The 23,494-nt window shown below is 67.5% G+C and carries 24 protein-coding genes; 11 read left to right on the plus strand and 13 right to left on the minus strand.

Going from position 1 to position 23,494, the window contains the following annotated elements:
* Positions 1-100 precede the first annotated feature (100 nt).
* The gene (locus BW981_RS11020) at positions 101-1,360 is read right to left on the minus strand and encodes a deoxyguanosinetriphosphate triphosphohydrolase (protein WP_076439075.1); all 1,260 of its coding nucleotides are present in this window, start codon (positions 1,358-1,360) and stop codon (positions 101-103) included.
* A 98-nt stretch (positions 1,361-1,458) separates the two neighbouring features.
* Between BW981_RS11020 and BW981_RS11025 the strand changes: the two genes are divergently transcribed.
* Positions 1,459-1,809, plus strand: a complete 351-nt coding sequence (locus BW981_RS11025) for a HesB/IscA family protein (RefSeq protein ID WP_076439077.1) — start codon at positions 1,459-1,461, stop codon at positions 1,807-1,809.
* On the opposite strand, the gene BW981_RS11030 is transcribed toward BW981_RS11025, so the two are convergent.
* Positions 1,806-2,678, minus strand: a complete 873-nt coding sequence (locus tag BW981_RS11030; protein WP_139333723.1) for an HD-GYP domain-containing protein — start codon at positions 2,676-2,678, stop codon at positions 1,806-1,808. The two genes, BW981_RS11025 and BW981_RS11030, sit on opposite strands and share 4 nt — an antisense overlap.
* Before the next feature lie 39 nt (positions 2,679-2,717).
* Between BW981_RS11030 and BW981_RS22565 the strand changes: the two genes are divergently transcribed.
* Positions 2,718-3,059 (plus strand): hypothetical protein, encoded by a 342-nt coding sequence (locus BW981_RS22565; RefSeq protein ID WP_139333724.1) that lies wholly within the window; start codon positions 2,718-2,720, stop codon positions 3,057-3,059.
* Between the two features lie 15 nt (positions 3,060-3,074).
* On the opposite strand, the gene BW981_RS11035 is transcribed toward BW981_RS22565, so the two are convergent.
* Complete coding sequence (locus BW981_RS11035) at positions 3,075-3,689, minus strand: cold-shock protein (protein ID WP_076439079.1); 615 nt, start codon at positions 3,687-3,689, stop codon at positions 3,075-3,077.
* 251 nt (positions 3,690-3,940) lie between these two features.
* On the opposite strand from BW981_RS11035, the gene BW981_RS11040 reads away from it, so the two are divergent.
* A complete protein-coding gene (locus BW981_RS11040; protein ID WP_076439081.1) occupies positions 3,941-4,573 on the plus strand; it encodes a LysE family translocator in 633 nt (210 codons plus the stop codon).
* A gap of 6 nt (positions 4,574-4,579) precedes the next feature.
* Here the strand turns inward: BW981_RS11040 and BW981_RS11045 are convergent, their stop codons facing one another.
* Positions 4,580-5,335, minus strand: a complete 756-nt coding sequence (locus tag BW981_RS11045; RefSeq protein WP_076439083.1) for an SIR2 family NAD-dependent protein deacylase — start codon at positions 5,333-5,335, stop codon at positions 4,580-4,582.
* Between the two features lie 119 nt (positions 5,336-5,454).
* Between BW981_RS11045 and BW981_RS11050 the strand changes: the two genes are divergently transcribed.
* Entirely contained in the window at positions 5,455-6,639 is a 1,185-nt protein-coding gene (locus tag BW981_RS11050) for an aminotransferase (protein ID WP_076439085.1), read from the plus strand.
* Positions 6,640-6,770: 131 nt separating this feature from the next.
* Here BW981_RS11050 and BW981_RS11055 read toward each other — a convergent pair whose 3' ends face one another.
* The 3 genes from BW981_RS11055 to BW981_RS11065 all read right to left on the minus strand — a co-directional run bounded on the left by BW981_RS11055 (position 6,771) and on the right by BW981_RS11065 (position 9,623).
* Positions 6,771-7,163, minus strand: coding sequence for a hypothetical protein (locus tag BW981_RS11055; protein ID WP_076439087.1), 393 nt, complete (start codon positions 7,161-7,163; stop codon positions 6,771-6,773).
* Positions 7,164-7,260: 97 nt separating this feature from the next.
* A complete protein-coding gene (locus BW981_RS11060) occupies positions 7,261-8,790 on the minus strand; it encodes a UxaA family hydrolase (RefSeq protein WP_076439089.1) in 1,530 nt (509 codons plus the stop codon).
* Between the two features lie 101 nt (positions 8,791-8,891).
* Positions 8,892-9,623, minus strand: coding sequence for a potassium channel family protein (locus BW981_RS11065; protein WP_244560292.1), 732 nt, complete (start codon positions 9,621-9,623; stop codon positions 8,892-8,894).
* 816 nt (positions 9,624-10,439) lie between these two features.
* On the opposite strand from BW981_RS11065, the gene BW981_RS11070 reads away from it, so the two are divergent.
* The 4 genes from BW981_RS11070 (at position 10,440) to BW981_RS11085 (ending at position 13,578) form a co-directional block, all read left to right on the plus strand.
* Positions 10,440-11,933 carry a chromosome partitioning protein ParA gene (locus tag BW981_RS11070; RefSeq protein WP_076439092.1) on the plus strand — a complete coding sequence of 498 codons (1,494 nt, stop codon included), beginning with the start codon at positions 10,440-10,442 and terminating at the stop codon, positions 11,931-11,933.
* Positions 11,934-11,979: 46 nt separating this feature from the next.
* Positions 11,980-12,480, plus strand: a complete 501-nt coding sequence (locus BW981_RS11075; RefSeq protein WP_139333725.1) for a hypothetical protein — start codon at positions 11,980-11,982, stop codon at positions 12,478-12,480.
* A gap of 92 nt (positions 12,481-12,572) precedes the next feature.
* The gene (locus BW981_RS11080; RefSeq protein ID WP_139333726.1) at positions 12,573-13,100 is read left to right on the plus strand and encodes a hypothetical protein; all 528 of its coding nucleotides are present in this window, start codon (positions 12,573-12,575) and stop codon (positions 13,098-13,100) included.
* Positions 13,101-13,107: 7 nt separating this feature from the next.
* On the plus strand, positions 13,108-13,578 hold the full coding sequence (locus tag BW981_RS11085) for a hypothetical protein (RefSeq protein ID WP_076439098.1): 471 nt from the start codon (positions 13,108-13,110) through the stop codon (positions 13,576-13,578).
* A gap of 151 nt (positions 13,579-13,729) precedes the next feature.
* On the opposite strand, the gene BW981_RS11090 is transcribed toward BW981_RS11085, so the two are convergent.
* Positions 13,730-14,077 (minus strand): phasin family protein, encoded by a 348-nt coding sequence (locus BW981_RS11090; RefSeq protein WP_076439100.1) that lies wholly within the window; start codon positions 14,075-14,077, stop codon positions 13,730-13,732.
* A 373-nt stretch (positions 14,078-14,450) separates the two neighbouring features.
* Between BW981_RS11090 and BW981_RS11095 the strand changes: the two genes are divergently transcribed.
* Entirely contained in the window at positions 14,451-16,016 is a 1,566-nt protein-coding gene (locus BW981_RS11095; RefSeq protein WP_244560293.1) for a serine hydrolase, read from the plus strand.
* A 60-nt stretch (positions 16,017-16,076) separates the two neighbouring features.
* On the opposite strand, the gene BW981_RS11100 is transcribed toward BW981_RS11095, so the two are convergent.
* Both BW981_RS11100 and BW981_RS11105 read right to left on the minus strand, forming a co-directional pair.
* A complete protein-coding gene (locus BW981_RS11100; protein ID WP_076439521.1) occupies positions 16,077-16,775 on the minus strand; it encodes a J domain-containing protein in 699 nt (232 codons plus the stop codon).
* A gap of 219 nt (positions 16,776-16,994) precedes the next feature.
* Positions 16,995-17,432, minus strand: coding sequence for a DUF1489 family protein (locus BW981_RS11105; RefSeq protein ID WP_076439104.1), 438 nt, complete (start codon positions 17,430-17,432; stop codon positions 16,995-16,997).
* Positions 17,433-17,634: 202 nt separating this feature from the next.
* Between BW981_RS11105 and BW981_RS11110 the strand changes: the two genes are divergently transcribed.
* Together BW981_RS11110 and BW981_RS22570 are read left to right on the plus strand one after the other, a co-directional pair.
* Entirely contained in the window at positions 17,635-18,402 is a 768-nt protein-coding gene (locus BW981_RS11110) for an SDR family NAD(P)-dependent oxidoreductase (RefSeq protein ID WP_076439106.1), read from the plus strand.
* Positions 18,403-18,477: 75 nt separating this feature from the next.
* Positions 18,478-18,798 carry a hypothetical protein gene (locus tag BW981_RS22570; protein ID WP_139333727.1) on the plus strand — a complete coding sequence of 107 codons (321 nt, stop codon included), beginning with the start codon at positions 18,478-18,480 and terminating at the stop codon, positions 18,796-18,798.
* A 15-nt stretch (positions 18,799-18,813) separates the two neighbouring features.
* On the opposite strand, the gene BW981_RS11115 is transcribed toward BW981_RS22570, so the two are convergent.
* The 3 genes from BW981_RS11115 to BW981_RS11125 all read right to left on the minus strand — a co-directional run bounded on the left by BW981_RS11115 (position 18,814) and on the right by BW981_RS11125 (position 23,392).
* Entirely contained in the window at positions 18,814-20,799 is a 1,986-nt protein-coding gene (locus BW981_RS11115; protein ID WP_076439523.1) for an acetyl-CoA carboxylase biotin carboxylase subunit, read from the minus strand.
* 95 nt (positions 20,800-20,894) lie between these two features.
* Positions 20,895-21,656 (minus strand): SDR family oxidoreductase, encoded by a 762-nt coding sequence (locus BW981_RS11120; protein WP_076439108.1) that lies wholly within the window; start codon positions 21,654-21,656, stop codon positions 20,895-20,897.
* Between the two features lie 128 nt (positions 21,657-21,784).
* Complete coding sequence (locus tag BW981_RS11125; protein ID WP_076439110.1) at positions 21,785-23,392, minus strand: carboxyl transferase domain-containing protein; 1,608 nt, start codon at positions 23,390-23,392, stop codon at positions 21,785-21,787.
* Positions 23,393-23,494 lie beyond the last annotated feature (102 nt).

Raw genomic sequence — 23,494 nt, forward strand, 5'->3', positions numbered from 1 at the left:
TCCGCAGCTGGCTGGAGCATCCTTCGAGACGCAACCTCCGGCCGCTCCTCAGGATGAGGGCTGTTCTTCGGAACGCGTACCTCGGTACGGCTGCCCGGCCCTATCGCAGCGCGGGAGTGGCGTCAAACAGACGGCGGTGCTCGTCGAGCGCGTACCAGTCGGTCATGCCGGCGATATAGTCGGCGATGCGCCGCATCCGCCGGGGTTCGTCGAGCCCGTCGCAGCCCGCGGCCCACTCGGCCGGCATGGTCCCGGGCTCGGCTGCGAAGCGCGTGAAAAGGTCCCGCACCACCTGCGCCGCCTTCTCCCGGATCGGCGTGATCCGAGGGTGCCGGTACATGTTGGGATAGAGAAAGCCCTTGATGTCGCGGTCGGCCGTCTCGATCGCCGGCGAGAAGGCGACGACCGGTGCGTCCGCCCGCCGGATCGCATCGGCATCGGCCGGCGCCAGCGCCGCGAGCCGGAGCTGCGCCTCCCCGATCACGTCCTCGACGAAGCGGGTGATGACGCGCCGCACCAGCTCGTTCGTCAACCGCGGCGTCTCCAGCCCCGGGTGCAGCCGCTCGATCTCCTCGAGCAGATCGCGCAGGAACGGCACCGAGCGCAATTCGGCATGCCCGAACAGTCCCGCCCGCAGCCCGTCATCGATGTCGTGGGCATTGTAGGCGATGTCGTCGGCAAGCGCCGCGGCCTGCGCTTCGGCCGAGGCGTAGCTGTCGAGCCAGAGGTCCTGCCGGTGCTGGTATTCGACGATCGCGGCCGGGATCCCGGCTTTGGCGTAACGGGCCAGCGGTTGCCCGTCATGTCCGAGCAGCGGCCCGTTGTGCTTCACCAGCCCTTCCAGCGTCTCCCAGCTCAGGTTCAGCCCGTCGAAATCGGCATAGCGCCGCTCAAGCCGCGTCACGATCCTCAGCGTCTGGGCGTTGTGGTCGAAGCCGCCATAGGCCGCCATGCAGTCTTCCAGCGCATCCTCGCCGGTATGGCCGAAGGGCGTGTGGCCGAGGTCATGGGCCAGCGCCAGCGCCTCCGCCAGATCCTCGTCCAGACCCAGCGCGCGGGCCAGGGCGCGGGCGATCTGCGCCACCTCGATCGTGTGCGTCAGCCGCGTGCGATAATGGTCCCCCTCATGCGAGACGAAGACCTGCGTCTTGTGCTTCAGCCGGCGAAAGGCGGTGGAGTGGATGATCCGGTCCCGGTCACGCTGGAATTCGCCGCGCGTGGCGGAAGCGGGCTCCCCGACGAGCCGGCCGCGACTTTGGCTCGAGCGGCAGGCATAGGGCGCACGCCAGCGCTCGCCGGGCTCCAGGCCTTCCGGCGGCAGGGCGCCCCTCGGCGGCGATTGGCTTTGAGAATGCGGCATGGCGGCCCCGTCGCGCCCGCCTGCTTGTAGCGGCGCTGGCGCGGCATTACCTTTGGCAGAGACCTGGGTGCAAGGCGCATCCGCACGAGGAGCAGAGAATGTCGACCGATCTCGCGATCAACCGGCGCGGCATCGAGGTGACCGATCAGGCCGCGAAACGCATCGTCTCGGTGATGGCGAGCGAGCCGCCCGGCTCGATGCTGCGCGTCAGCGTCGCCGGGGGCGGCTGCTCCGGCTTCCAGTACATCTTCGACGTCGATCGGGAAAAGGCGCCGGACGATCTCGTGATCGAGCGGGACGGCGCGACCGTCCTGATCGACGAGACCTCGCTCGACCTGCTGGAAGGCTGCACCATCGATTTCATCGACGATCTGGTCGGACAGTCCTTCCGCATCACCAACCCGAACGCGTCGAGCTCCTGCGGCTGCGGGACCTCCTTCGCCGTCTAGGCGGCCCGAACCGGCTTGCGCGCCCTTGGGTCGGACAAGGTTCCGAGCCCGGCGGTCGCGGCGCCGAGAACGACCTCGCCGAAGGCGCGCACAAGGTCCATGTCCAGCTTGTCGCCCATCCCGACGAGGATGCCGAACGCGTCCTCGGGGGCCATCGCCGGCTTGTAAGGCCGTCGTTCGATCAGCGCGCCGTAAATGTCGCAGATCGTGATCATTCGCACGAGATCGGGCAGCTGGTCGCCACCGATTCCGTGGGGATAGCCGGAGCCGTCGAGCAGCTCATGGTGCGAGAGCACCGCCGCCAGCGTCAGCGGCGTGAACCCGCCCTGGGCGACGAGCAGCTCGTACCCGATCTCGGGGTGGCGCCGCATCACGGCCTGCTGCCCGGGATCGAGCGGTCCCTCCTTGCGCAGGATATCGAGCGGCACCCGGGCCTTGCCGATATCGTGGAGCAGGGCCGCTCCGGCCACCTGCGCGCGGTCGGCCTCGCTGAAGCCGAGCCGCTGCGCGAAGGCGGCCGCGAGGCCGGAGACCAGCAGGCAGTGCTGGTAGGTGGCGTCGTCATGCTGCCAGACGAGGTCGAGCCACGCCCCGAGATTGCCGCCATCCGCAGCGCGGTTGAGCGCCTCGATGCTCTGCCCGATGGCGGCGACAGGCAGAGCCCGCCCCGCGCCCGCAGCATCCAGCAGATCGGCAGTGCCGGCCGAGGCTGCGATAAAGCGCTGCTGCACCGCTGCGGCCGGGCTGCCGGGGTCGATCCGCCCGAGCAGCATGCCCACCCTGTCGAGCAGGACGGGGTGCGGCGTATCGACCGGCAGGAGCAGTTTCGCCCCGAGCGCATTCGCCTGGATCTGCGCCCGCGGAGACATGTCGCGCAACAGGAACAGGCACGGTGCGCCGGAGCGGCGATGAGGTGCGAGGGCGAACCGCGCCGCGGCAATCGTGTCGCGATTGGTCAGGTCGAGATCGACGACGAACACCTGGTCCGAAGCCGCGCCGATGCCGTCGACATCGGCGGGATCGAACGCGTCGCACGCGCCCCAGATCGAGAGCGCGCGCTGCAGCGACTGGCGGTGCTGATGACGATCGCTGACGAGGACGACGATGGGACACGAACTCCGGCAAGAAGCCCCGACGGTGTCACCCGGCCATTGACGAAGCGTAAAACCGAAATCCGACAAACCGCGGCATTGTTACGCGGCCAGGTTGAAATGACGGCCGAGAACCGCGATCGCTGTGGTTGTGCCTAACAGATCCGGTCCAATTTAGTGAGAAACCGACGGACCGCCCTGCTCGAGGTGAATCTCGGCGGCCATCAGGCCCTTGGGCCCGGGCCCGTAGCGAACCAGCACGGTCTGTCCCGGCACGAGCTCGACCAGCCCGTAGCGGCGCATCGTCTCCATATGCACGAAGATGTCCGGAGCACCCTCGCCCTTGGAGACGAAGCCGAAGCCGCGGAGCCGGTTGAACCACTTCACGACCATCCGCTCGAGCCCGCTCGTCGGCGTCACCGCGACATTCGTGCGCGCCAGCGGCATCTCGGAGGGATGGCGCCCGGCCGAGGTGTCGATCGAGATCACCCGCACCGCCTGCCGGCCGCGCGGCTTCTCGACCGCTTCAAGCACGATACGAGCACCTTCCGCTATCGCGTTGAAACCGTCCCGCTTCAGGATCGTGACATGGAGCAGCACATCGGCGCCGCCGGCTTCCGGCACGACGAAGCCGTAGCCCTTGGAGACGTCGAACCACTTGACGTACCCCGCCACTTCGACGGGCACTTCCGAAGCATGGCCGCTGGGAGCATCGAGGCGCAGGACGCGATTGAGCGACTGGATGGGACCCATCGGTGGCCGCCCGCTCTCACCGAAATCGTCCGACATGTGCCGCTCACCCCAACGCCGACATTCTGATTCGCCTGAATACGATACCATCAGGGGCAAAGGGGAAAACAGCCCGGAGCAGCCCGTCCACACTCTGGGCCGGCCGGAGACGGCCGGCCGGACGTCGACGACGGCATTTTGGCGGATCGTGGCAGAAAGGTGACAGCGGCCAGGCACCGCCGGAGCCGGGAGGAGAATCACCGTCCGCACTGCTAAGGTTCTATCGCTGTCCACCTCAGCCTGAGTCTTCCATGCCCGAGACCACGACCCTCATCGTCTTCGCAGCCGCCTGCGTCGCGCTGACCATCACCCCAGGTCCGGACATGATGCTGATCGCTTCGCGAAGCCTGAGCCAGGGGCGCCTCGCCGGCCTGTTGACCTATGCCGGGATCGCGACCGGATGTTATCTTCAGGCGCTCGCTGTCGCGCTCGGGCTGTCGCAGCTCTTCCTGCTCGTCCCAGCGGCCTATGACATCCTTCGATGGATCGGGGCGGCCTACCTCGCCTGGCTGGCCTGGACGACGCTCCGCGCCGGCTCGTCGCTGTTCGCGCCGTCGGCGGATGCAGCGCGGATGCCGAGCCGGACGATCTTCCTGCAGGGCATCCTGAGCAATGTCCTCAATCCCAAGATGGCGTTGTTCATGCTCGCACTCCTACCGCAGTTCATCGAGCCGGAGGCTGGCTCCGTGGTGACGCAGGTGGTTGTGCTCGCCACGATCTTGAATGCGATCGGCTTCATTCCGAACGGCATCGTCATCTTGATGGCAGGGCGGCTCGGACGGGCCGTGGCGGCAAGACCTCGTCTCGCCCGCCTGCCACAAAAGCTGCTCGGCGCCGTATTCGGCGCCCTGGCCTTGAGGCTGGCGCTCGCCTCCAGGGACTAGGACGCGTTATTGCAGCAGCGGCGCCAGCGCCGGGCCGATCTCTGCGCGGATCACGAGATCCGCGATCGGGTCGAGTTCGGTCGGTTCGCGGTTGAGGATGACGAGCTTCGCCCCCTGCCGCCTGGCGATCACCGGCAGCGTCGCAGCCGGGAAGACCACCAGCGAGGAGCCGGCCACGAGGAACAGGTCGCATTCCAGCGCCAGCGCCTGCGCGCGCATCATCGCCTCCTGCGGCATCGCCTGTCCGAAGGAGATCGTGGCCGACTTCACCGGCCCGGTGCACATGATGCAGGACGGGGGCTCGCCGGAGGCCTCGAAGACGGGCCGGATCGCAGCGAGCTCGTGCCGCCAGCCGCAGGCGAGGCAGGTCGCGTAGGTGCCGTTGCCGTGCAGCTCGACGACCTGCTCCGAGGACACGCCGGAAGCCTGGTGCAGCCCGTCGATGTTCTGGGTCACGATGGCGGGCGAGCGGCCTTCTTGCACCAGCCTGGCGAGGGCCCGGTGCCCGATATTCGGCTGAGCCTCGCGGTAATGGTCGTCCATCGCGAATTTGCGCCGCCAGGCCTCGATCCGGGCCTCGGGACTGCTGACGAAGGCATCGAACGGGATCGGCTTGTTGGCCATCCAGGGAGAGCCGGGCGTGCGGAAATCCGGCACGCCGGATTCGGTCGAGATACCGGCACCGGTGAAGCTGACGATCCGATCCGCCCGGCCGAGCATGGCATGCAGTTCGGCGATGGCATCCTCGGTCTCGTCCTGCATCGGCCCATCCCAGGTTTCATTGGAAGCATCGGAATATGGTACCGGTCTGCGACGCTTCCAAGGCAGCCGCCTGCCCGGCGATTGACGAGCGCGCGCGGCCGCCGCAAAGCAGGAGAACCATGCCGAGCGCTCCCTCTCCCGTCCTGAACCCCGACCTCCTCGATACCGGGACGCCGCCGATTCCGCAGGCGCAGGGCTGGGCGAAGGCTTATGACGGCAGCCATGGGCCGCTGATCGACCTGTCGCAGGCGGTGCCCGGCGCGCCGCCGCCCGACGCTCTCCTGCACAGGCTCGCGGACGCCGCCGCGGACCCGGCGAACACGCGCTATGGCGCGATCACCGGCGACCTCGCGCTGCGGGAGGCTTATGCCGCCGAGATCGGCCGCGTCTACGGCGCCCCCTTCGCCGCCGGCAACGTCACCATCACCTCAGGCTGCAACCAGGCCTATGTCGTGACGATGATGGCGGTCGCACGGGCCGGCGACAACGTCCTGCTGCCGACACCCTGGTACTTCAACCACGAGATGACGCTGACCATGCTCGGCGTCGAGCCGCGCGCCTTGCCTTGTGATCCGGCTGCCGGCTTCGTGCCGGATGTCGCGACGGCGGAGGCGTTGATCGACGCGCGCACCCGGGCGATCGTCCTCGTGACGCCGAACAACCCGACCGGCGCGGTCTATCCTCCGCAGACCATCGCGGCCTTCGCCGCGCTCTGTGCCCGCCGCGGGCTGTGGCTGGTGCTGGACGAGACCTATCGCGACTTCCTGCCGGAAGGTGTTGAGAGGCCGCACGAGGTTTTCGCTACAAGCGGCTGGGAGGACTCCGTGATCGGCCTCTACAGCTTCTCGAAGGCCTATGCCGTTCCAGGCTGGCGTCTCGGCGCGATCACGGCCGGCGAGACCGTGCTCGGTGAGATCGGCAAGGTCTTGGACTGCGTCCAGATCAGCCCCGTGCGCGCCGGGCAGGCGGCGGTCACCTGGGGCATCGACGGCATCCGCAGCTGGCGCGAGGGCAACCGAACCGAGATCAACAGCCGCGCCGGCCTGTTCCGGCAGGCCATGGCGCCGTTGAACGGCTGGCGCGTGCTCTCGGCCGGCGCCTATTTCGCCTATGTCTCCCATCCGTTCGAAGGCGCCCCTGCGGCCGAGGTCGCTCGCGCGCTGGCCCTGCAGCGTGGCGTGCTCGCTTTGCCCGGGCCGTATTTCGGACCGGGCCAGGAAGGGCATCTGCGCATCGCGATCGCCAATGTCGCTGCCGACCGGATCGGTATCCTGGGCGAGAGGCTGACCGGCTTCTCGGTCTGACCGAAAACCCGGCTACATCGTCATGCTCGCCCTTGTGGCGAGCATCCACGTCCTGAACACCGCCATCGCCGGAGGCAGACGTGGATGGCCGGGACAAGCCCGGCCATGACGCGAGAGCGCTTCAGTCACGGTCAGCGGAACAGAGCCGCGTAGCGCTCGCGATAGGCCCAGAGCAGCAGCGAGCCCAGCACCACGAGCAGCACCGCGACCGGCAGGCCCTGCGGATTGATCGTCAGGTGGAACAGCACGATCACCGCCATGACGGGCGCGATCAGCGCGAGGCCGAAAGCCGGAGCGACATTCGAGATCAGGCTCAGCCCTCCGGTGAGATTGATCGCCTTGAGGAAGGGCCAGAAGAAGCCGGAATCCTGCAATGCCGTCTCGAAGACGACTCCGCGCGGGCTGGTCGGCGGATGGATCAGGTTCACGCCGGTGGCGAGCCACCAGAAGCCGTCGACGGCGCTGATGAGGAAGATGACCCCGAGCAGGACGCGAGGGATCGTGACGAGGAAAAGCGTCTTCATGGAAATTCCGGGCCGATGACAGGATGGCCCCGGCATGCGCCGGAGCCATCCTTTGTCGCAGCGGCCCTGCTCCGGGTTCAAGCGGCGCGCCGGAAAACTACATCGTCGCGCCGATCTGCCAGGGCACGTACTCGGCATCGCCATAGCCGAGCTGTTCCGACTTGCTGCGCTCGCCCGAGGCGACCTTCAGCAAGGTGTCGAAGATCTCGCGGCCCTTCTGCTCCAGCGAGACCCCGTCCAGCACGTCGCCGCAATTGATGTCCATGTCGTCGATCATGCGCTCGTAGATCGGCGTGTTGGTCGCAAGCTTCACAGAGGGCGTCGGCTTGCAGCCATAGGCCGAGCCGCGGCCAGTGGTGAAGGCGAGGATGTTGGCGCCGCCCGCCACCTGCCCCGTCGCCGCCACGGGGTCATAGCCGGGTGTGTCCATGTAGACGAAACCCTTGGATTTGACGGGTTCGGCATAGTGATAGACTGCGGCAAGCGTCTTGGTGCCGCCCTTGGCCGCGGCTCCGAGCGACTTCTCAAGGATCGTCGTCAGACCGCCCGCCTTGTTCCCCGGCGAGGGGTTGTTGTTCATGTCCATCCGGGCGCGGGCGGTGTAATCCTCCCACCACCTGATGATGCCGACGAGCTTCTCGCCGACCTCGCGGGTCGCGGCCCGGCGCGTCAGCAGATGCTCCGCGCCATAGATCTCCGGCGTTTCGGAGAGGATCGCGGTTCCCCCCTGCTCGACCAGGATGTCGACGGCCGCGCCCAGCGCCGGGTTGGCGGTGATGCCGGAATACCCGTCCGAGCCGCCGCATTGCAGCGCCAGCATCAGCTCGGAGGCCGGCACCGTCTCGCGCACCGCCCTGTTGGCGATCGGCAGCATCACCTTCAACGCGTCGATGCCGGCAGCGACGGCCTTGCGGGTGCCGCCCGTCTCCTGGATCGTCAGCGTGCGGAAGACGTCGCTTTCGGTCACGCCGTAGGCTTCCTTCATCCGGCTGATCTGGAAGCCCTCGCAGCCCAGCCCGACGACGAGGACCGCCGCCATGTTCGGATTGCAGGCATAGCCCCAGGTGGTGCGCTTCAGCACCTCGAAGCTCTCGCCATTGTAGTCGATGCCGCAACCCGTGCCGTGCGTCAGCGCGATCACGCCGTCGACATTCGGATAATCGGCCAGCAGCCCGGAGCGCTTGACCTCCTCGGCCATGAAGCGCGCGGCCGAGGCCGAGCAGTTCACCGAGGTCAGGATGCCGACATAATTGCGCGTGCCGGCCTTGCCATTGGCGCGCCGGAAGCCCTCGAAGGTCGCTTGGCTCTCGACCGGCAGGACGAATTCCGGCTTGGCCTCGGCGGCATAGGCGTAGTCGCGCTCGAAGGCATGGAAGCCGGTATTGTGCTCGTGCACCCACTCGCCCGGCACGATATCGCTGGTCGCGAAGCCGATGATCTGGCCGAATTTGCGGATCGGCTGATCCTTGGCGATCGGCGCGATCGCCATCTTGTGCCCGCGCGGGACGCGCTTCAGCGCTTCGACCCCGGCGGCTGTGACGCCGAGATCGATCGGGTCGACCGCGACGACGACATTGTCGGCGGCATTGAGCTTCAGCGTGCGGGGTGGAGCGGATTTGTCGAGCATCGAACCGGAACCTCTGGCCGCCGCGATCACGAGGCGCGCCCTAGAGATGCGCCGATCCGTCGGCCTTTTCAATCGTTTCAAGGAGCGCGGCCAGCACCGGTTCAGTCCTCGACATTCGGAATCTGAAGAACCTGGCCGCAAGCTTTGCAATGCACCGCATCGGGTTCGTGCCGCATCAGGGCACAGCGGGGACAGCGATAGGTCACCTTCCGCGGCCTGAATACAGCCTGGGCCAGGCGGACGAACAGCGAGATGCCGACGATCATCGCGATCACCGAGGCGATCCGGCCCCATGGCCCTGGCAGGGTGATGTCCCCGAACCCGGTGGTCGTAACGGTCGCCACCGTGAAATAGAGCGCGTCGAGATACCCCTCGATCCCGGGCACGCGATAGGCGAAGGCGGTGTAGACGAACCCGGTCATGACGAACAGGAAGGTGACCAGATTGACCACCGCCCGGATCATCTCCTCCCAGCGATCGAGTCCGTAGGCCCTCAGCCGGCGCCAGACGATGGGACTCCGGAACAGGGTCCAGAGCCGCAGCACGCGCAGGAAGGCCAGGTTGACGATCCACATCGGCGCCAGCAGCGCGATGAGGATGACGAGATCGACCCAGACATCCGGCCGCAGCAGCCAGCGCCTGAGATCCCGCGCCGCGAAGCCCCGCGCGATCATGTCGAAGCCGACAAGCACAGCGACGCTGTAATCGATGGCGAGGAACCAGGGATGATCGCTGAGCAGCGGGCTCGCCAGGAAGAAGGCGATGACCGCAAGATCCACGGCGATGAAGCCGGCCTGGAACCGCCGTGCCAACGGCGTATCGCCATGATACATGAGATGCAGCCGGCGCCGCAGTCTCGCCAGGGTGAGCCGGGGCTTTTGAAGAGGCCGCGATGTCATCGGCCGGTATGTAGCGCCCCCCGACGATGGCCGCCACCGAAACCGGCCACGCTGCAGCACGGCCGAACCAGAAGCGCCCCAGCCTTTGGGCCGGGGCTCGAGACTCGGCTGAGCATTCGCCTCAGCGGCAGCCCGAACCGCCTGCCGAATTCACGCCTTCGGCGCGGCCGGAGCGGCCCTGGCGATCGGCGCGATCGCCGGGTTGGGCATGCGCGCGACGCGCCTCCCGCGCTGCGCGGCGGCCCATAGGGGGCAAGATGCGCCTATCCGGCCCTCTTTTCGATCGTCTCGAGAGGCAGCGCTTCGGCCGGGCCTGAGAGCATGTCGTCGTTCCCGCGTCGCCCGAAAAGCGGCGAATTGCATCCCCGACCGGAGCGGCTCGGCGGAGCGAAACCGGTCGAACGAGCAGCCCCCTGCCGCACACGGAACGCATGGAAGCCGCATCATGACGCAAGGTCCCGCGACCGCGGCCCAGCGGCGTTAACAATCGATTAAAATTAGCGTTTCGAGCGCTGGACGACCAGTCCACGGGCTGTTACATCTGCGTCACGGAAATATAACGACTCAAGTCGACCCTTCGCCTCTGCTTTTCACCGCGTTCCGAAAGCTTTCCTGCCGGAAAGTCAGCCGAGCATTGTTCGCCGGCCTTTCCGCTCGGGATAGTGAATCCGTGATCGCGAATCCGCCATTGTCGCAGATGATGGCTGGAAGGCGGTGGTCCGGCGGGCCGCACCCGGAACGGGCGACATCATGGCGTGGAAAACCTTCCGCAGTGTTCTTTCCGGTGCTTCCACCGCGCGAGCCGAGGCTGGGCCCGAGACGCTCAGCGACAGCCGGGCCTCCGTGCCGCATCAGAATCCGACCGCCCATCAGCAACCTTTGACTCTCGACGCCATCGGTCAGCGTGACGAGCTGGTGAGGCAGCGCATCAGCGCGATGCTGGACCGGCTCGACGATCTGCGCAGCCTGCGGGACGACTTCTCGTCGATTCTCGAGCCCCTTGTGCAGATCAGCGACGAATTGCCCCGTTCCGGGATGCGGATCGCCGAGCTGGAATCGTCACTGGCCCAGGAGCGCCAGTCCCACGCGACCGTCAGGCAGGACCTGAGCGGCGCCCTGCTGAAGTCGGGCGCGCTGGCCAATGAACTGGCCGATGCGCTGGCCCGCGCCGACAAGGCCGAGGAAGACCTCATCGAGCGCGAGCGGACGGTTGCGGAGCAGGCGATCGCCTTGCGCGACAAGCTGCTCGCCGTCGAGAACCTCGAGCGTCAGCTTTTCGGCGAGAGCGAGCAGAACAGGGCGCTGACCGGCGAGAACAAGGCCTTGCGGCTGGAGGCGCAGGCCGCCGATTCGGCGCTGTCGCGTTCCGAGCACGAGCTTCTCACGGCCCGCGAGCGCCTGGCCATCCTCGACCAGGACAGCCGCAAGCTTCAGATCCTCAGCGAGGAGCAGAGCGCTCATCTCGCCGAGCTCACGGCGCGCCACAAGGACCTCGAGGCGACGGCAGATGCCAACCGGCAGAGGCTGCGTGCGGTCGAGAGCGAATTGGTGGCGGAGAAGGAAGCGCGGGAGCGGGCCGAGGCGCAGTACGAGGTCGAGCTCGGAAGCTACAAGAGCGAGCGGGCAGCGCTCTTAATGAAGCTCGAAGCTGCCGAGAACCGCGCCGGGACCAACGAGCAGCTGCTTGCCCAGACGCGCAATCTCCTGCGCGAGAAGGACGAGGCGCACCGGATCGCGGAGCGAAACCTCAAGGAGGCGAGCATTGCGCGCGCGACGGCGGAACGGCGCGTCGAAGCCCTGCAGGCAGACCTTCTGCGCCAGACCGAGCGTTTCCAGGAGGCGCAACGCGTCAGGGCGGAGCTCGACAGCCGTGCCGCCATGATCAACAAGGCGCTGGCGGCCAAGGATTCGGCTCTGGAGCAGGCCGTCATCCGCAACACGAACCTGACCGACCGTATTGCCGAGTTGACCCGCAAGCACGAAACGGTGCGCAGCGAGCTGGAGTTCGGCAACAGGCGCCTGGCGGAGGAGCTCGAGAACGAGCGATCCGAGCGGGCCCTGCTCCAGGGTGCGCTCGACATCGCGCGGGAAACCCGGGTGGCGCTTCAAAAGCAGCACGAGGCATTGAAGCGCTCGGGCAGAACCTGGCGTAGCGACGCGAAGGCAGAGGCCGACGGCGAGATCGAACCGGCCGAAAGCGACAGCAATGTCCACCCCTTCGCACCGCCAGGCAAGCCCGCCTGAAGATGTCCAGCCCCCGTCCCAACCGATTCCAGAGCAGGGTTAGACCGTGACAGATCAAGCGCCCAAGGGCATCGCCGCCCCCCTTTCCGCCGGTACCACCACGGTGTTGCGCGCCCGACCGGTACCGTCGCTGAATCTGGGCGACAAGGTGGTTTCCCTGGCCCTGCCCGCCATCGATGAATTTGTGGCGAAGGTGGAGCAGCCTGCCGTCCGCGACTGGGCCTCCGCTCTCGAGCTCGTCCGCGAAGCCAGCGAGGCGATCCGTGTGGGCGAGGAGCGGGCCGACCAGCTCGAGGAGCATCTCGCCGAGGTTGTGAGGGAGGCCAGCGCCGAGATCAAGCGTCTCAGCGATCTTCTCGCGGAGAGTGAACAGAAGGTCGCTCAGACCGAGGCCAAGGCGGATGCGGCCGAGGCCCGCGCCGTGGAAGCCGAGCGGTGGCTGGCCAAGCTGCACGATGCTGTCGTCGAGTCGTTCACGCCTGTTTTGGGCAGGAACCAGGCGGCGCGCGTCTCGGAGGATGAGCGACGTTCGGCTGTGAGCGGCTGAAAGATCCGGGCTCGCCGTCTCGGCGGGCAGGTCAACGCCGTCTCCGATCGATGGGGGAAGCGCGGCGCCGCGTTTCCTCTCTCCCAAGTTCTTTGAACGACGTCACGATATTGGCTGCGGTAAACGATATGGCCGAGAGCGCGAGATCCCTGGCACTGGTGCCCGAAGCGGTACCTGCAGCTGAACCAGCCGATGGAAACGCGGCTACGAACGCGGCCAAGCTACGCAAGGATCCGGCCTTTCACGCCACGCTTGTCTGCGTCGAGCGCGCAGCGGAGATGATCCGCACCTTGCAGCGGGACAACGAGACGGCCAGCCGCCAGATCGCCAGTCTGCGCGAACAGCTGCGCCGCGAGCAGAATGAAAGACAAGCCGAGGCCGACAAGCTCGAGCAGTTGATCAGGGACTGGCACGGCAAGGTCAAAGCCGCAGAAAGCGGCAGGGCCGAAGCGAATGCCCTGGCGGTGGCGGCCGTCACGCGCTGTGAGGAGATGGCTGCGAACGAAGCGGAATTGCTGAAGCGGCTCTCAAGGGCGCAGGCGCGCACAGCGGAGGCAGAAAATTACTTGGTCGGATTGCAGAAGGCGATCGAGTTCGAGCTCTCCGACATCGTGAAATGACCGGCCGATGAGTCTCGATCGACCCGAGCCATCCGCGACGTTTCCCCTGCTGGGCCGCGAAGAGGCCGACGTCTTCGCCCGCTTTGCCAAGCTGGTCGCGCGATCGGCAGATCCGACCGGCCCGTCATCCGAGCCTCCGCCGTTGCAGCCGAACTGGTCGGCTTCGCTGGACCTCATCCGTGATGTCGGCCACCGCCTTCGCGAAACCCAACGGCGCTCCGATCAGATGATGCGCAATGCCTTGGAGATCGCGCAGAAGGCCGTCACCGCGATGCACGAGGCCGAAGAGCGGGCCCAGCTCGCCGAAGCCGAAGCCGCATCCGCATCGGCGAGAGCACAGGCTGCGGAAAGCGAGCTGGAGGCGATGATGAGGCGCCAGCGCGAACCGGGCGAGCCGCTCATCACCGAAGTGGATCAATGGCTTCGCCAGGCCCATCGTCAGCTGCAGCAGGCGCGGGACGCGCGGACGGACCTATAGCGCCCGACTCGCCGAAGGCCCCTGTCTGGCCATACCGAACCGACATGCCTCAGGCCCGCGAGTTGCCTGGCAAGCGAAAGCCCCGGCCTGACGGACCGGGGCTCCCGAACATCGTAGAACGCGCCAGCGGCAAAACCGCCGGCAGTCGCCATCACGCCTTCGTCGTGGCCGGGATGGCCTTGGCGACGATGCCTTCGAACGGCTTGTAGGCGTCCTTGGCCATCGCCTGGTAAAGCTCGCCCATCTTGGTGAACTGGGCGACAGCGCCCTCGAAGGCGGTCTTGACGTAGTCGGCCTGGATCTCGAGGGCCTTGTCGAAGGTCTTCACGCCGGCGAGCTTCTCGAGCGTCGCGGTGGACGCCTCGAACGACTTCTTGGCATAGTCCGAGGCCTCGACGGCGATGGTCTGCACACCCTTGGAGGTGGCGCCGAAAGCCTTCAGAGCGGCGTCGACATTCTCCTTGGAGGCCTTCTGGAACGTTTCGAACTGCGGGATCATGATCGTCTCCTTGGTACGCTCGGGTCGTTGTTGAACAGGCGGGATAGGGTCCAGCCCGCTGCCCCGACTCGGATGAGAGCTCACCAACGGGGTCTGGCCTCATATTGTGCACTGCAACATGAATGTCAAGAGCATGCCGCAATGCACCAGACGCAGATCGTTCCGATCGCAACGATTCAAGTTTTAACCGCTCCGTAACCGCACGCTCCTAACCTCTCCAACTGTGTCCTTCTCGCCACGTCACCAAGGCGGAAGGGGCGGACTTTAGGTTGTGAGTTCGGGGCGTTTCATGGTGTTGGGTTGCGTTGTGTTCCGGCGGCCGCGTCTGCGGGCCGTCGTCGGGTTGATTGGCATCGCCGCCCTCGCGGCGACGATGGCGACCTCCCCCGCCGAGGCGCGCAAGCGCCGGCATCATGCCGGCGGCGGCTATACCCCTCCCTATGCCGCCATGGTCGTGGACGCCCGCACGGGGCGCACGCTCCATGCCGTCAACGAGGATGCGCCGCGCATCCCGGCCTCCCTGACCAAGGTGATGACGCTCTACATGCTCTTCGAGCAGATGGAGCGCGGCCGCTTCGACATGGATACGCAGCTCAAGGTCTCATCCTATGCCGCCTCGCAGCCGCCGACCAAGATCGGCCTTCGCCCGGGCTCGACCATCTCGGTCAGCGATGCGATCAAGAGCATGATCACGCTCTCGGCCAACGACGCCTCCGTCGTCGTCGCCGAGAACATCGCCGGCTCCGAGGAGGCCTTCGCCGATCAGATGACGCGCAAGGCGCGCTCGCTCGGCATGAGCCAGACCCGCTTTTCCAACGCCAACGGCCTGCCGGCGTCGCCGCCGAACATCACCACGGCGCGCGACCTCACGGTGCTCGCCCGCGCCATTCAGGAGCGCTTCCCGAAATACTACCCGATGTTCTCGATGCGCGCCTTCCAGTACGGCAGCCGCACGATCCGCGGGCATAACCGCCTGCTCGGCAAGGTCGAGGGTGTCGACGGCATCAAGACCGGCTACACCCGCGCCTCGGGCTTCAACCTGATGACCTCGGCCAGGTCGGAAGGCCGCCACATCGTCTCCGTCGTGCTCGGCGGGCGCTCCGGCGCCTCGCGCGACAAGATCATGACCGATCTCGTGCTCGCCAGCCTGCCCCGCGCCGCCACCTCCGGCCGCGCCATGGTCGCGGAAGCTGCCGAGCGGGAAGCTCCCGAGGAACGCCTGAAGCCGGTCGAGCGGCCGCGCATCGCCGCCGCCGAGCCTGCGCCGATCCCGGTTCCGCGCCCGGAGGCCGTCGCCGCGGCTCCGCAGCCGATCCCGGCCGCCGCCCGCGCCTATGCGCCGATGCCGACGCAGACCCCGATGGCTCCGCCGCGCCCGGTGGCCGCCGCCGGCCAGCCGCTGCAGCTCTCCGGCATGCGTCCGGTCACCGCCACCACGACGCCGTCGGCCATGCGCTGGTCGATCGGCGCCCAGCCGGCCGACGCCAAGGTCCTGCGCCCGCCGGCGAATGTCGACACCACCTCCTCGATCGCCAAGGTTGCCGAGCCCGCGCCGCAGCCCGTGCAGGTCGCCGAGGCCAAGGCCGTGCCCGAGAAAGCCGACACCACCGCCAGCATCGCCCGCAAGAGCGAGGCTGCGGCCAAGTCCGCCGCGGCCGAGCCCGCCGCGGTCTCGCATCAGGCAGCCGTCGTCGCCTCGGGGAAGTGGGTGATCCAGCTCGGCGCAACCGACGACGAGGCCAAGGCCAGGGAAATCCTGGCCCGCGCCAAGGCGGCTGCTCCGCTCGGCGGCGTCGCCGGGTTCACGGAGAAGGTCGCCAAGGGTGGTTCCACCCTGTTTCGCGCCCGCTTTGCCGGCTTCGACGACTCGAAGGAAGCCCAGAGCGCCTGCGCCAAGTTGAAGCGGGGCGGCTTCTCCTGCTTCGCCACCAAGAGCTGACGCGAACGGATCAGGAGAGGAGTCCACGCCATGTCGCAGACGTACTCCGGCCACCCCGCGCTATCGCCGCTTCAGCAGGACGTCCTTGGCCTCGTTGACGCGAGCGGCAAGGCCACTCGTTCCCCCCGTATCCGGGTGGATGCGCTTCATCAGGGACCGATGGGCCTCGCGGATCGCCTCCTCGCCCGCCCCCGGCTGAAGCCCCAGGATCTCGTGGGCCTCCTTTTGCGACATCGCGCCCGGGCGCGCCGCGCGGCCCTGCCCCGCGTCGCCGTGACGCTCAGCGTCTTCACCCCAGCCGGGCGGCCGGCGGTGGAGATATGCCTGTAGCAGCCGCGCGCCTTCGGGGTCCTGCGCCAGCAACTCCCGCATCAGCGCTGTCATCTCGGCGGCGCCGAGCCCGTCGAGATCACGCCCGGCAAAGGCGCCTTTCTTGACCCGGCCGCCCTGCGCACTGCCATCCGGCGCCAGATCGACCACGAGCAAGGCCGATTCCGCTACGGACGGCGCGCCGCCCCAGGGAAAGCGAATGCCGCCCGGCCCGGTGGCGCTCCAGCCGAGCAGCCAGGCGCCGACGCCGCCCAGCACCATCGCCATATCCATCCGCCCCCTTAGCATCAGCAGCCCGGCGGCCCCCAAAGCGGCGAAGCCGCCGCCGGTCTTGGCCACCTTGGCGAGCTTTTTCGGGTCGCTCCCGGCGAAGAACTTGAGCACCCACCAGATCAGGATGAGGGTGGCCACGCCATAAAGCAGACCCATCAGCGGCACCCGGTCCCGTGCGGGCGAACCGACCGTCCGCACCGTCGCCCGGCTCCCTGTCCCATCGACCTGCCCATATCCGCCTGAATCGCTTTCATCGCCAAGATATTGGCCATCGGCAGCGCATTTGCTAGCCAGCGCCGCCCCGGGAGACCGGCATGACCGCCATCGCGATCCCGGCACCGTCGCGGCCCTGCGCATGGCGATCACCGGCCGGCGCTACAGCAGCCCAAGCCCCGCCAGTTCGCGCCGCAGCGCCTCCGGCATCTCGCCGAAATCGCTATCCTCGCCGGACAGGTCGCGCGGCGCCTCCTGGTCCAGCAGGTAGCGCCAGCCCTGGAACGGGCGGAACGGACGCGGCGCCACCGGCACGACCACCGGTTCGAGCACCAGATGGCAGCGGCCGATACCGTCGGCATCCTTGAACGGGCGGATATCCGTCAAACGCTGCCGGGCGGCGATCTGCCCCTTGATCACCCAGTAGAGCGAGCCGCCGGCGAGGATCTCCTCGACTTTCTTTGGCACCATCCGCGTCGTGTGGAACTGCTCGAGCGGCTCGCCGCAGGCGCGGCGGAGCGCCATCCGTTCATCGATCCAGCCTTCGAGATCGCCGATCGATTCGGCGCCGACGCAAAGCTTGAGAAGATGAAGCGGCATGATCGCGGCAAACTAGCGCCGCCGCGCGCGGCAGGCCAGCCTGACAGGCCCTTCTCCACAAGCACAGCGTCGACAGCAGCCGATGCGGGGGTGCCCGGCATCCTTGCCGGTGCGAAACGGTTTCGTCGCCGCGGGCATCGCCGCTAGCATGGTCGCATGCGAGCGGCGCCCGGCGCCGACACCATCTGACGGATAACCGATCATGCGCGGACTAGCAGGCAAGGCCATTCTGGTGACGGGCTCCTCCAGCGGCATCGGCCTTGCCATGGCCGAGCGGCTGGTCGCCGAAGGCGCCCGTGTCCTGGTTCATGGCCGCGATCAGTCCGAGATCGACAGTGTGGTCGCCCGGCTCGGCCCCTCCAGCAGCGGCTTCGCCGCCGATCTCGCCGAGTCGGAGACCGCGCAGGAGCTCGTGGACGCCACCATCGCCGCCTTTGGCCGCATCGATGGCCTCGTCAACAATGCCGGCATCTATCCGCGCGGCGTGCTGGGGGAGACGACGGCATCCTTCTTCGACCATGTCTTCGCCATCAACACCCGCGCCCCGCTGCTCTGCGCGGAGGCTGCGATCAGCGCTTTCCGCGCCCAAGGCTCGGGCGGCGCCATCGTCACCGTCGGCTCGATCAACGCCTGGTGCGGCCTCTCGACGCTGACGGTCTATTCGATGTCGAAGGGCGCGCTGATGACGATGACGCGCAACATCGCGGATGCGGTCGGGACCGAACACATCCGCGCCAACCAGCTCAATGTCGGCTGGACCTGGACCGCCAACGAGGACGCGACCCAGCAGAAGGAGGGCAAGCCGCCCGGCTGGGAAAAGAACGTGCCCAAGCGCAATGCGCCGACCGGCCGCATCATGCAGCCGGAGGAAATCGCCGCGCACACCGCCTTCTGGCTCTCGGACGACAGCGCCCCCGTCTCGGGTCAGATCTATGAGGTCGAACAGTTCCCGGTGATCGGGCGCGGCTGACGCCGGCGGTGACATTGACGCATCCCGGCGAAAGGCTACGGTCGAGACCATGTCGTAAGGGAAGGACTGTCTCAGATGCACCATTTGATTGTACTCGTTGCCGCAGGCGTCCTGTGCACCAGCCCCGCACTCGCCAGCGACAAGCCTGTTGCCAAGTCGGAGCTTCAAAAGCTGGTCTCTGGGAATACGATGAGGGTCGGCAGTTCATCAGCGTCTTATGGCGCAGATGGCAAATACTCGTTCAATGGCGGAAGCCTCGGCAGATACCGGGTTGATACCGGCCGCATCTGTGTCGATTTTGATTCCGGACAGGCCCGTTGCGACAAAATCGTCAAGGACGCCGGGAATTATTATCTGATCAACGCACAGGGCCAGCGCTACCAGTTCAGGCCTTGATCCCGGCTTCGCGCTTCACTCCCCCAGCACCACGACCTTCGCGCCTTCGGCGACCTGCATGCCGGGCTCGCCGGCAACCTCGGTGACCGTGCCGTCGCGCGGGGCGGTCAGCACATGTTCCATCTTCATCGCCTCGACGATGGCGAGGCGCTGCCCTTTGACCACCGCCTCGCCGGCCGCGACGAACAGTGCGACCAGCTTGCCGTGCATCGGTGCCTTGATGACACCGCCAGCGCCCGCCGCCGCGTCGAGGTCGACGCCGAACGGGTCGAACAGCGCAACGGCGGTCTGTCGGCCGCGATGCAGCGCGTACCAGGTGCCGCGCTCGCCTTCCGCCAGCGCGACCTCGTGCTCGCCCTCCCCGATCTCATGGCCCGGAAGGGTGACGCGCGCGTCTCCTTCGTGCCATTCGATCCGCGCCTCGATCCGCTCGCCATCGACCGCCAGCGGCAGGCCGAGCGGCAGGCGCGGCATCAGCGAAAAGGCGTCCGCCTCGAGCCAGGGCGAGCGCGCCTCGCCATCCGCCCGCTCGGCAGCGCGCATCAGGCCGCTCATCTGCCGCTCCTCCTCGAGTTGCAGGGCCGCCGCTGCCACCGCCGCCGCATCGAGCGGTTGCGCCTCGGCCCCGAGCGCCGACATGTTGCGGTCGATGAAGCCGGTGTCGAAGGGGCCGTTCCGGAAACCCTCGGCCTCGGTCAGCTTCTTCAGGAAGGCGAGATTGGTCCGCGGGCCGGCGACCACCGTCTCGCCCAGAGCCACGCCCAACCGGTCGAGCGCCTGTTCGCGTGTCGATCCATGGGCGATCACCTTGGCGATCATCGGATCGTAGAATGGCGTCACCGTATCGCCGGCCTCGACACCGGCGTCGATGCGGATACCCTCGCCGGCCGGGAATTGCAGCGCCCAGAGCTTGCCGGTCGAGGGCAGGAAGCCTTTTTCGGGATCCTCGGCATAGAGCCGTGCCTCGACGGCATGGCCGTTTGCATGAACATCGGCCTGCGCGAAGCCGAGCGGCTCGCCCGCTGCGACCTTCAACTGCAACTCGACGAGATCGAGCCCCGTGATCGCCTCCGTCACCGGATGCTCGACCTGCAGGCGCGTGTTCATCTCCATGAACCAGAAGCCGTCCGGCTTCAGCCCGTCGCGGCCATCGGCGATGAACTCCACCGTGCCGGCCCCGACATAGCCGACCGCCCGCGCCGCCTCGGTCGCAGCCTTGCCCATGGCGGCACGGACTTCCGGCGTCATGCCGGGCGCCGGCGCCTCCTCGACCACCTTCTGGTGGCGCCGCTGCAGCGAGCAGTCGCGCTCGTAGAGATGGACGACGTTGCCGTGGCCGTCGCCGAAGACCTGGATTTCGACATGGCGCGGCGAGAGGACGTATTTCTCGACCAGCACCCGCGCATCGCCGAAGGCGCTGGCCGCCTCGCGCTGGGCGCTGCTCAGCGCATCGGCGAAGTCTTCCGGCCGGTCGACCTTCTTCATGCCCTTGCCGCCACCGCCGGCGACGGCCTTGATCAGCACGGGATAGCCGATGCGGTGCGCCTCTCCCCGCAGGAAGTCGGCGCCCTGCTCGGCCCCATGATAACCCGGCACCACCGGCACGCCGGCCTTTTCGACCAGCGCCTTGGCGGCATCCTTCAGGCCCATCGCCCTGATGGCGGAGGCCGGCGGGCCGACGAAGACGATCCCGGCGGCCGCACAGGCCTCGGCGAAATCGGCATTTTCGGACAGGAAGCCATATCCCGGATGGATGCAGGCCGCGCCCGTCTTCTTTGCCACGGCCAGGATCGTCGCGGCGTCGAGATAGCTCTCGCGCGCCGGGGCAGGGCCGATGCGCCACGCCTCGTCCGCCATCTGCACGAACAGCGCCTCGGCATCGGCATCAGAGTGCACCGCGATGGTGCGCAAGCCCAGCCGCCGCGCCGTGCGGATGACGCGGCAGGCGATCTCGCCGCGATTGGCGATCAGGATGGAAGGCAGCTTGGCGGCGATCGTCATCGGCGGCGTCATCCTTGGAAGCGTGACTTTCGGTTATAGCCCGGCCGCCGCGCCTGTCTGCGCGGCGTTGCGCACATCCGGCTGGGAAGCCGCCCTCAGCCTCGCCCGACGAAGGGCGCCTTGGTCGCCATCACCGTGACGAAGAGCACATTCGCCTCCGGCGGCAGCGACGCCATGTGGAGCACCGTGGAGGCAACGTTCTCCACATCCATCACCGCCTCGACCTTGGTCGAACCGTCCGCCTGCGGCACGCCGGTGGTCATCTTGCGTGCCATTTCGGTCAGCGCGTTGCCGATATCGACCTGGCCGACCGCGATGTCGTATTTGCGCCCGTCGAGCGAGGCCGTCTTGGTCAGGCCGGTGATGGCGTGCTTGGTGGCGGTATAGGCGACGGAATTCGGCCGCGGCGCATGGGCCGAGATCGAGCCGTTGTTGATGATACGGCCGCCCTGCGGGCTCTGCTCCTTCATCGCCTGGAAGGCGGCCTGCGTGCACAGGAAGGGGCCGGTCAGGTTGGTGTCGACCACCTTCTGCCAATCCTCCAGCGAGAGGTCCTCCAGCAGAACTCCGCCCGGCGCGTTGACGCCGGCATTGTTGAACAGAACGTCCACCCGGCCGAAGGCCTCCTTCGTTCGCGCGAAGAGATTGGCGACCGAGGCCTTGTCGGTGACATCGGTCGGGACCGCCAGCGCCTGGCCGGACTGCGCGCCGGAGAGCGCGATGGTCTCCTCCAGCGCATCGGGCCGGCGGCCGGCCAGGACGACGCGATAGCCGTCCTTCAGAAAGGCGATCGCGACGGCGCGTCCCACGCCCGAACCGGCGCCGGTGATGATCGCGACCTTGTTGTGTCCGGACATGCGTTTCCTCGGTGTTTTGTTGGATTTAATCGTTTCAGGCCGAAATTCCCGGCTGGCTCAGCATAGCAGGCGGCCGACACAAGGGAAGCGCGCGCCATGCATCGGTCAGGCACGGCACTGCCTGCCGCCTACATCCGGAACACGCCGAATTTCGTCTCGGGAATCGGCGCATTCAGGGTCGCGGAAAAGGCGAGCGCCAGAACGCGGCGCGTCTCGGAGGGCAGGATGATGCCGTCGTCCCAGAGCCGCGCCGTGGCGAAATAGGGCGAGCCTTCCGCCTCGATCTTGTCGCGGATCGGCTTCTTGAAGGCCTCCTCCTCCTCCGCGCTCCAGGGCTTGCCCTCGGCCTCGATATTGTCGCGGCGCACGGTGGCGAGCACGCTCGCCGCCTGCTCGTGCCCCATCACCGAGACCCGCGAGTTCGGCCAGGAGAACAGGAAGCGCGGCGAATAGGCCCGTCCGCACATGCCGTAATTGCCGGCGCCGAACGACCCGCCGACCAGCACGGTGATCTTGGGCACCCGCGCCGAGGCCACCGCCGTGACGAGCTTGGCGCCATCCCGGGCGATCCCCCGCGTCTCCACGTCGCGCCCGACCATGAAGCCGGTGATGTTCTGCAGGAACAGGAGCGGGATGCGCCGCTGGCAGCAGAGCTCGATGAAATGCGCGCCCTTCAGGGCGCTCTCCGAGAACAGGATGCCGTTATTGCCGATGATGCCGACCGGGATGCCGTGGATGCGGGCGAAGCCCGTGACCAGCGTCGTGGCGTAGAGCTTCTTGAACTCGTCGAATTCCGAGCCGTCGACGAGCCGCGCGATCACCTCGCGGATGTCGTACTGCTTCTTGAGGTCGGTCGGCACCACCGCCTCGAGCTCGGCCGGATCGTAGAGCGGCTCCACCGCCTCGGCGATGTCGATATCCGGCCGCTTCACGCTGTTGAGATTGCCCGCGATGCGCCGCGCGATGGCGAGGGCATGGGTGTCGTCGCCGGCATAGTGGTCGGCGACGCCGGAGAGCCGCGCATGGACATCGGCGCCGCCGAGGTCCTCGGCCGAGACAACCTCGCCGGTCGCCGCCTTCACCAGCGGCGGGCCGCCGAGAAAGATCGTGCCCTGCTTCCTGACGATGATCGTCTCGTCCGACATTGCCGGCATGTAAGCGCCGCCGGCAGTGCAGGAGCCCATGACCACGGCGATCTGCGGAATGCCCTCCGCGGACAGCGTCGCCTGATTGTAGAAGATGCGTCCGAAATGCTCGCGATCGGGGAAGACCTCGGTCTGGTGCGGCAGGTTCGCTCCGCCCGAGTCGACCAGATAGAGGCAGGGCAGCCGGTTCTCGCGCGCGATCTCCTGCGCCCGCAGATGCTTCTTCACCGTCATCGGGTAGTAGGTGCCGCCCTTGATCGTCGCGTCGTTGCAGACGATCATGCATTCGCGGCCCGCGACCCGGCCGATGCCGGCGATCATGCCGGCGCCGTGGACATCGCCCTCATACATCCCGTAGGCGGCGAGAGAGCCGATCTCGAGGAAGGGCGAACCCGGATCGGTCAGCCGCAGCACGCGCTCGCGGGGCAGGAGCTTGCCGCGCGCCGTGTGGCGCTCGCGCGAGCGGGCGTTGCCGCCAAGGGCCGCTGCCGCACGGCGCTCTTTCAGTTCATCCCGCAACCCGGCCCAGGCGTCGGCATTGGCGCGCGTCTCGGCGGAGTTGAGATCGACCTTGCTCTCGATGATCGGCACCGGCGCACTCCCTTGGGCTTCTTTGGACCAAGGTTATGGCCCGGCCTCGGCGAAAGGCCAACCGGCGCGGACGCCATGACGCGACCGCGCAATTGCGCGCAG

It is taken from the genome of Allobosea sp. TND4EK4 (assembly GCF_900156025.1).
Classification (GTDB): domain Bacteria; phylum Pseudomonadota; class Alphaproteobacteria; order Rhizobiales; family Beijerinckiaceae; genus Allobosea.

Excerpts from the sequence above, each read along its gene's own strand:
- BW981_RS11100 (WP_076439521.1), bottom strand. The coding sequence starts at position 16,775 with ATGGGTCTGCTTTATGGCGTGGCCACCCTCATCCTGATCTGGTGGGTG.
- BW981_RS11030 (WP_139333723.1), bottom strand. The coding sequence starts at position 2,678 with ATGTCTCCGCGGGCGCAGATCCAGGCGAATGCGCTCGGGGCGAAACTG.
- BW981_RS22570 (WP_139333727.1), top strand. The coding sequence starts at position 18,478 with ATGCACCATTTGATTGTACTCGTTGCCGCAGGCGTCCTGTGCACCAGC.
- BW981_RS11040 (WP_076439081.1), top strand. The coding sequence starts at position 3,941 with ATGCCCGAGACCACGACCCTCATCGTCTTCGCAGCCGCCTGCGTCGCG.
- BW981_RS11120 (WP_076439108.1), bottom strand. The coding sequence starts at position 21,656 with ATGTCCGGACACAACAAGGTCGCGATCATCACCGGCGCCGGTTCGGGC.
- BW981_RS11050 (WP_076439085.1), top strand. The coding sequence starts at position 5,455 with ATGCCGAGCGCTCCCTCTCCCGTCCTGAACCCCGACCTCCTCGATACC.
- BW981_RS11105 (WP_076439104.1), bottom strand. The coding sequence starts at position 17,432 with ATGCCGCTTCATCTTCTCAAGCTTTGCGTCGGCGCCGAATCGATCGGC.
- BW981_RS11035 (WP_076439079.1), bottom strand. The coding sequence starts at position 3,689 with ATGTCGGACGATTTCGGTGAGAGCGGGCGGCCACCGATGGGTCCCATC.
- BW981_RS11090 (WP_076439100.1), bottom strand. The coding sequence starts at position 14,077 with ATGATCCCGCAGTTCGAAACGTTCCAGAAGGCCTCCAAGGAGAATGTC.
- BW981_RS11115 (WP_076439523.1), bottom strand. The coding sequence starts at position 20,799 with ATGACGATCGCCGCCAAGCTGCCTTCCATCCTGATCGCCAATCGCGGC.
- BW981_RS11095 (WP_244560293.1), top strand. The coding sequence starts at position 14,451 with ATGGCGACCTCCCCCGCCGAGGCGCGCAAGCGCCGGCATCATGCCGGC.
- BW981_RS22565 (WP_139333724.1), top strand. The coding sequence starts at position 2,718 with ATGAGGTGCGAGGGCGAACCGCGCCGCGGCAATCGTGTCGCGATTGGT.
- BW981_RS11085 (WP_076439098.1), top strand. The coding sequence starts at position 13,108 with ATGAGTCTCGATCGACCCGAGCCATCCGCGACGTTTCCCCTGCTGGGC.
- BW981_RS11110 (WP_076439106.1), top strand. The coding sequence starts at position 17,635 with ATGCGCGGACTAGCAGGCAAGGCCATTCTGGTGACGGGCTCCTCCAGC.
- BW981_RS11065 (WP_244560292.1), bottom strand. The coding sequence starts at position 9,623 with ATGTATCATGGCGATACGCCGTTGGCACGGCGGTTCCAGGCCGGCTTC.
- BW981_RS11070 (WP_076439092.1), top strand. The coding sequence starts at position 10,440 with ATGGCGTGGAAAACCTTCCGCAGTGTTCTTTCCGGTGCTTCCACCGCG.
- BW981_RS11025 (WP_076439077.1), top strand. The coding sequence starts at position 1,459 with ATGTCGACCGATCTCGCGATCAACCGGCGCGGCATCGAGGTGACCGAT.
- BW981_RS11055 (WP_076439087.1), bottom strand. The coding sequence starts at position 7,163 with ATGAAGACGCTTTTCCTCGTCACGATCCCTCGCGTCCTGCTCGGGGTC.
- BW981_RS11020 (WP_076439075.1), bottom strand. The coding sequence starts at position 1,360 with ATGCCGCATTCTCAAAGCCAATCGCCGCCGAGGGGCGCCCTGCCGCCG.
- BW981_RS11045 (WP_076439083.1), bottom strand. The coding sequence starts at position 5,335 with ATGCAGGACGAGACCGAGGATGCCATCGCCGAACTGCATGCCATGCTC.
- BW981_RS11060 (WP_076439089.1), bottom strand. The coding sequence starts at position 8,790 with ATGCTCGACAAATCCGCTCCACCCCGCACGCTGAAGCTCAATGCCGCC.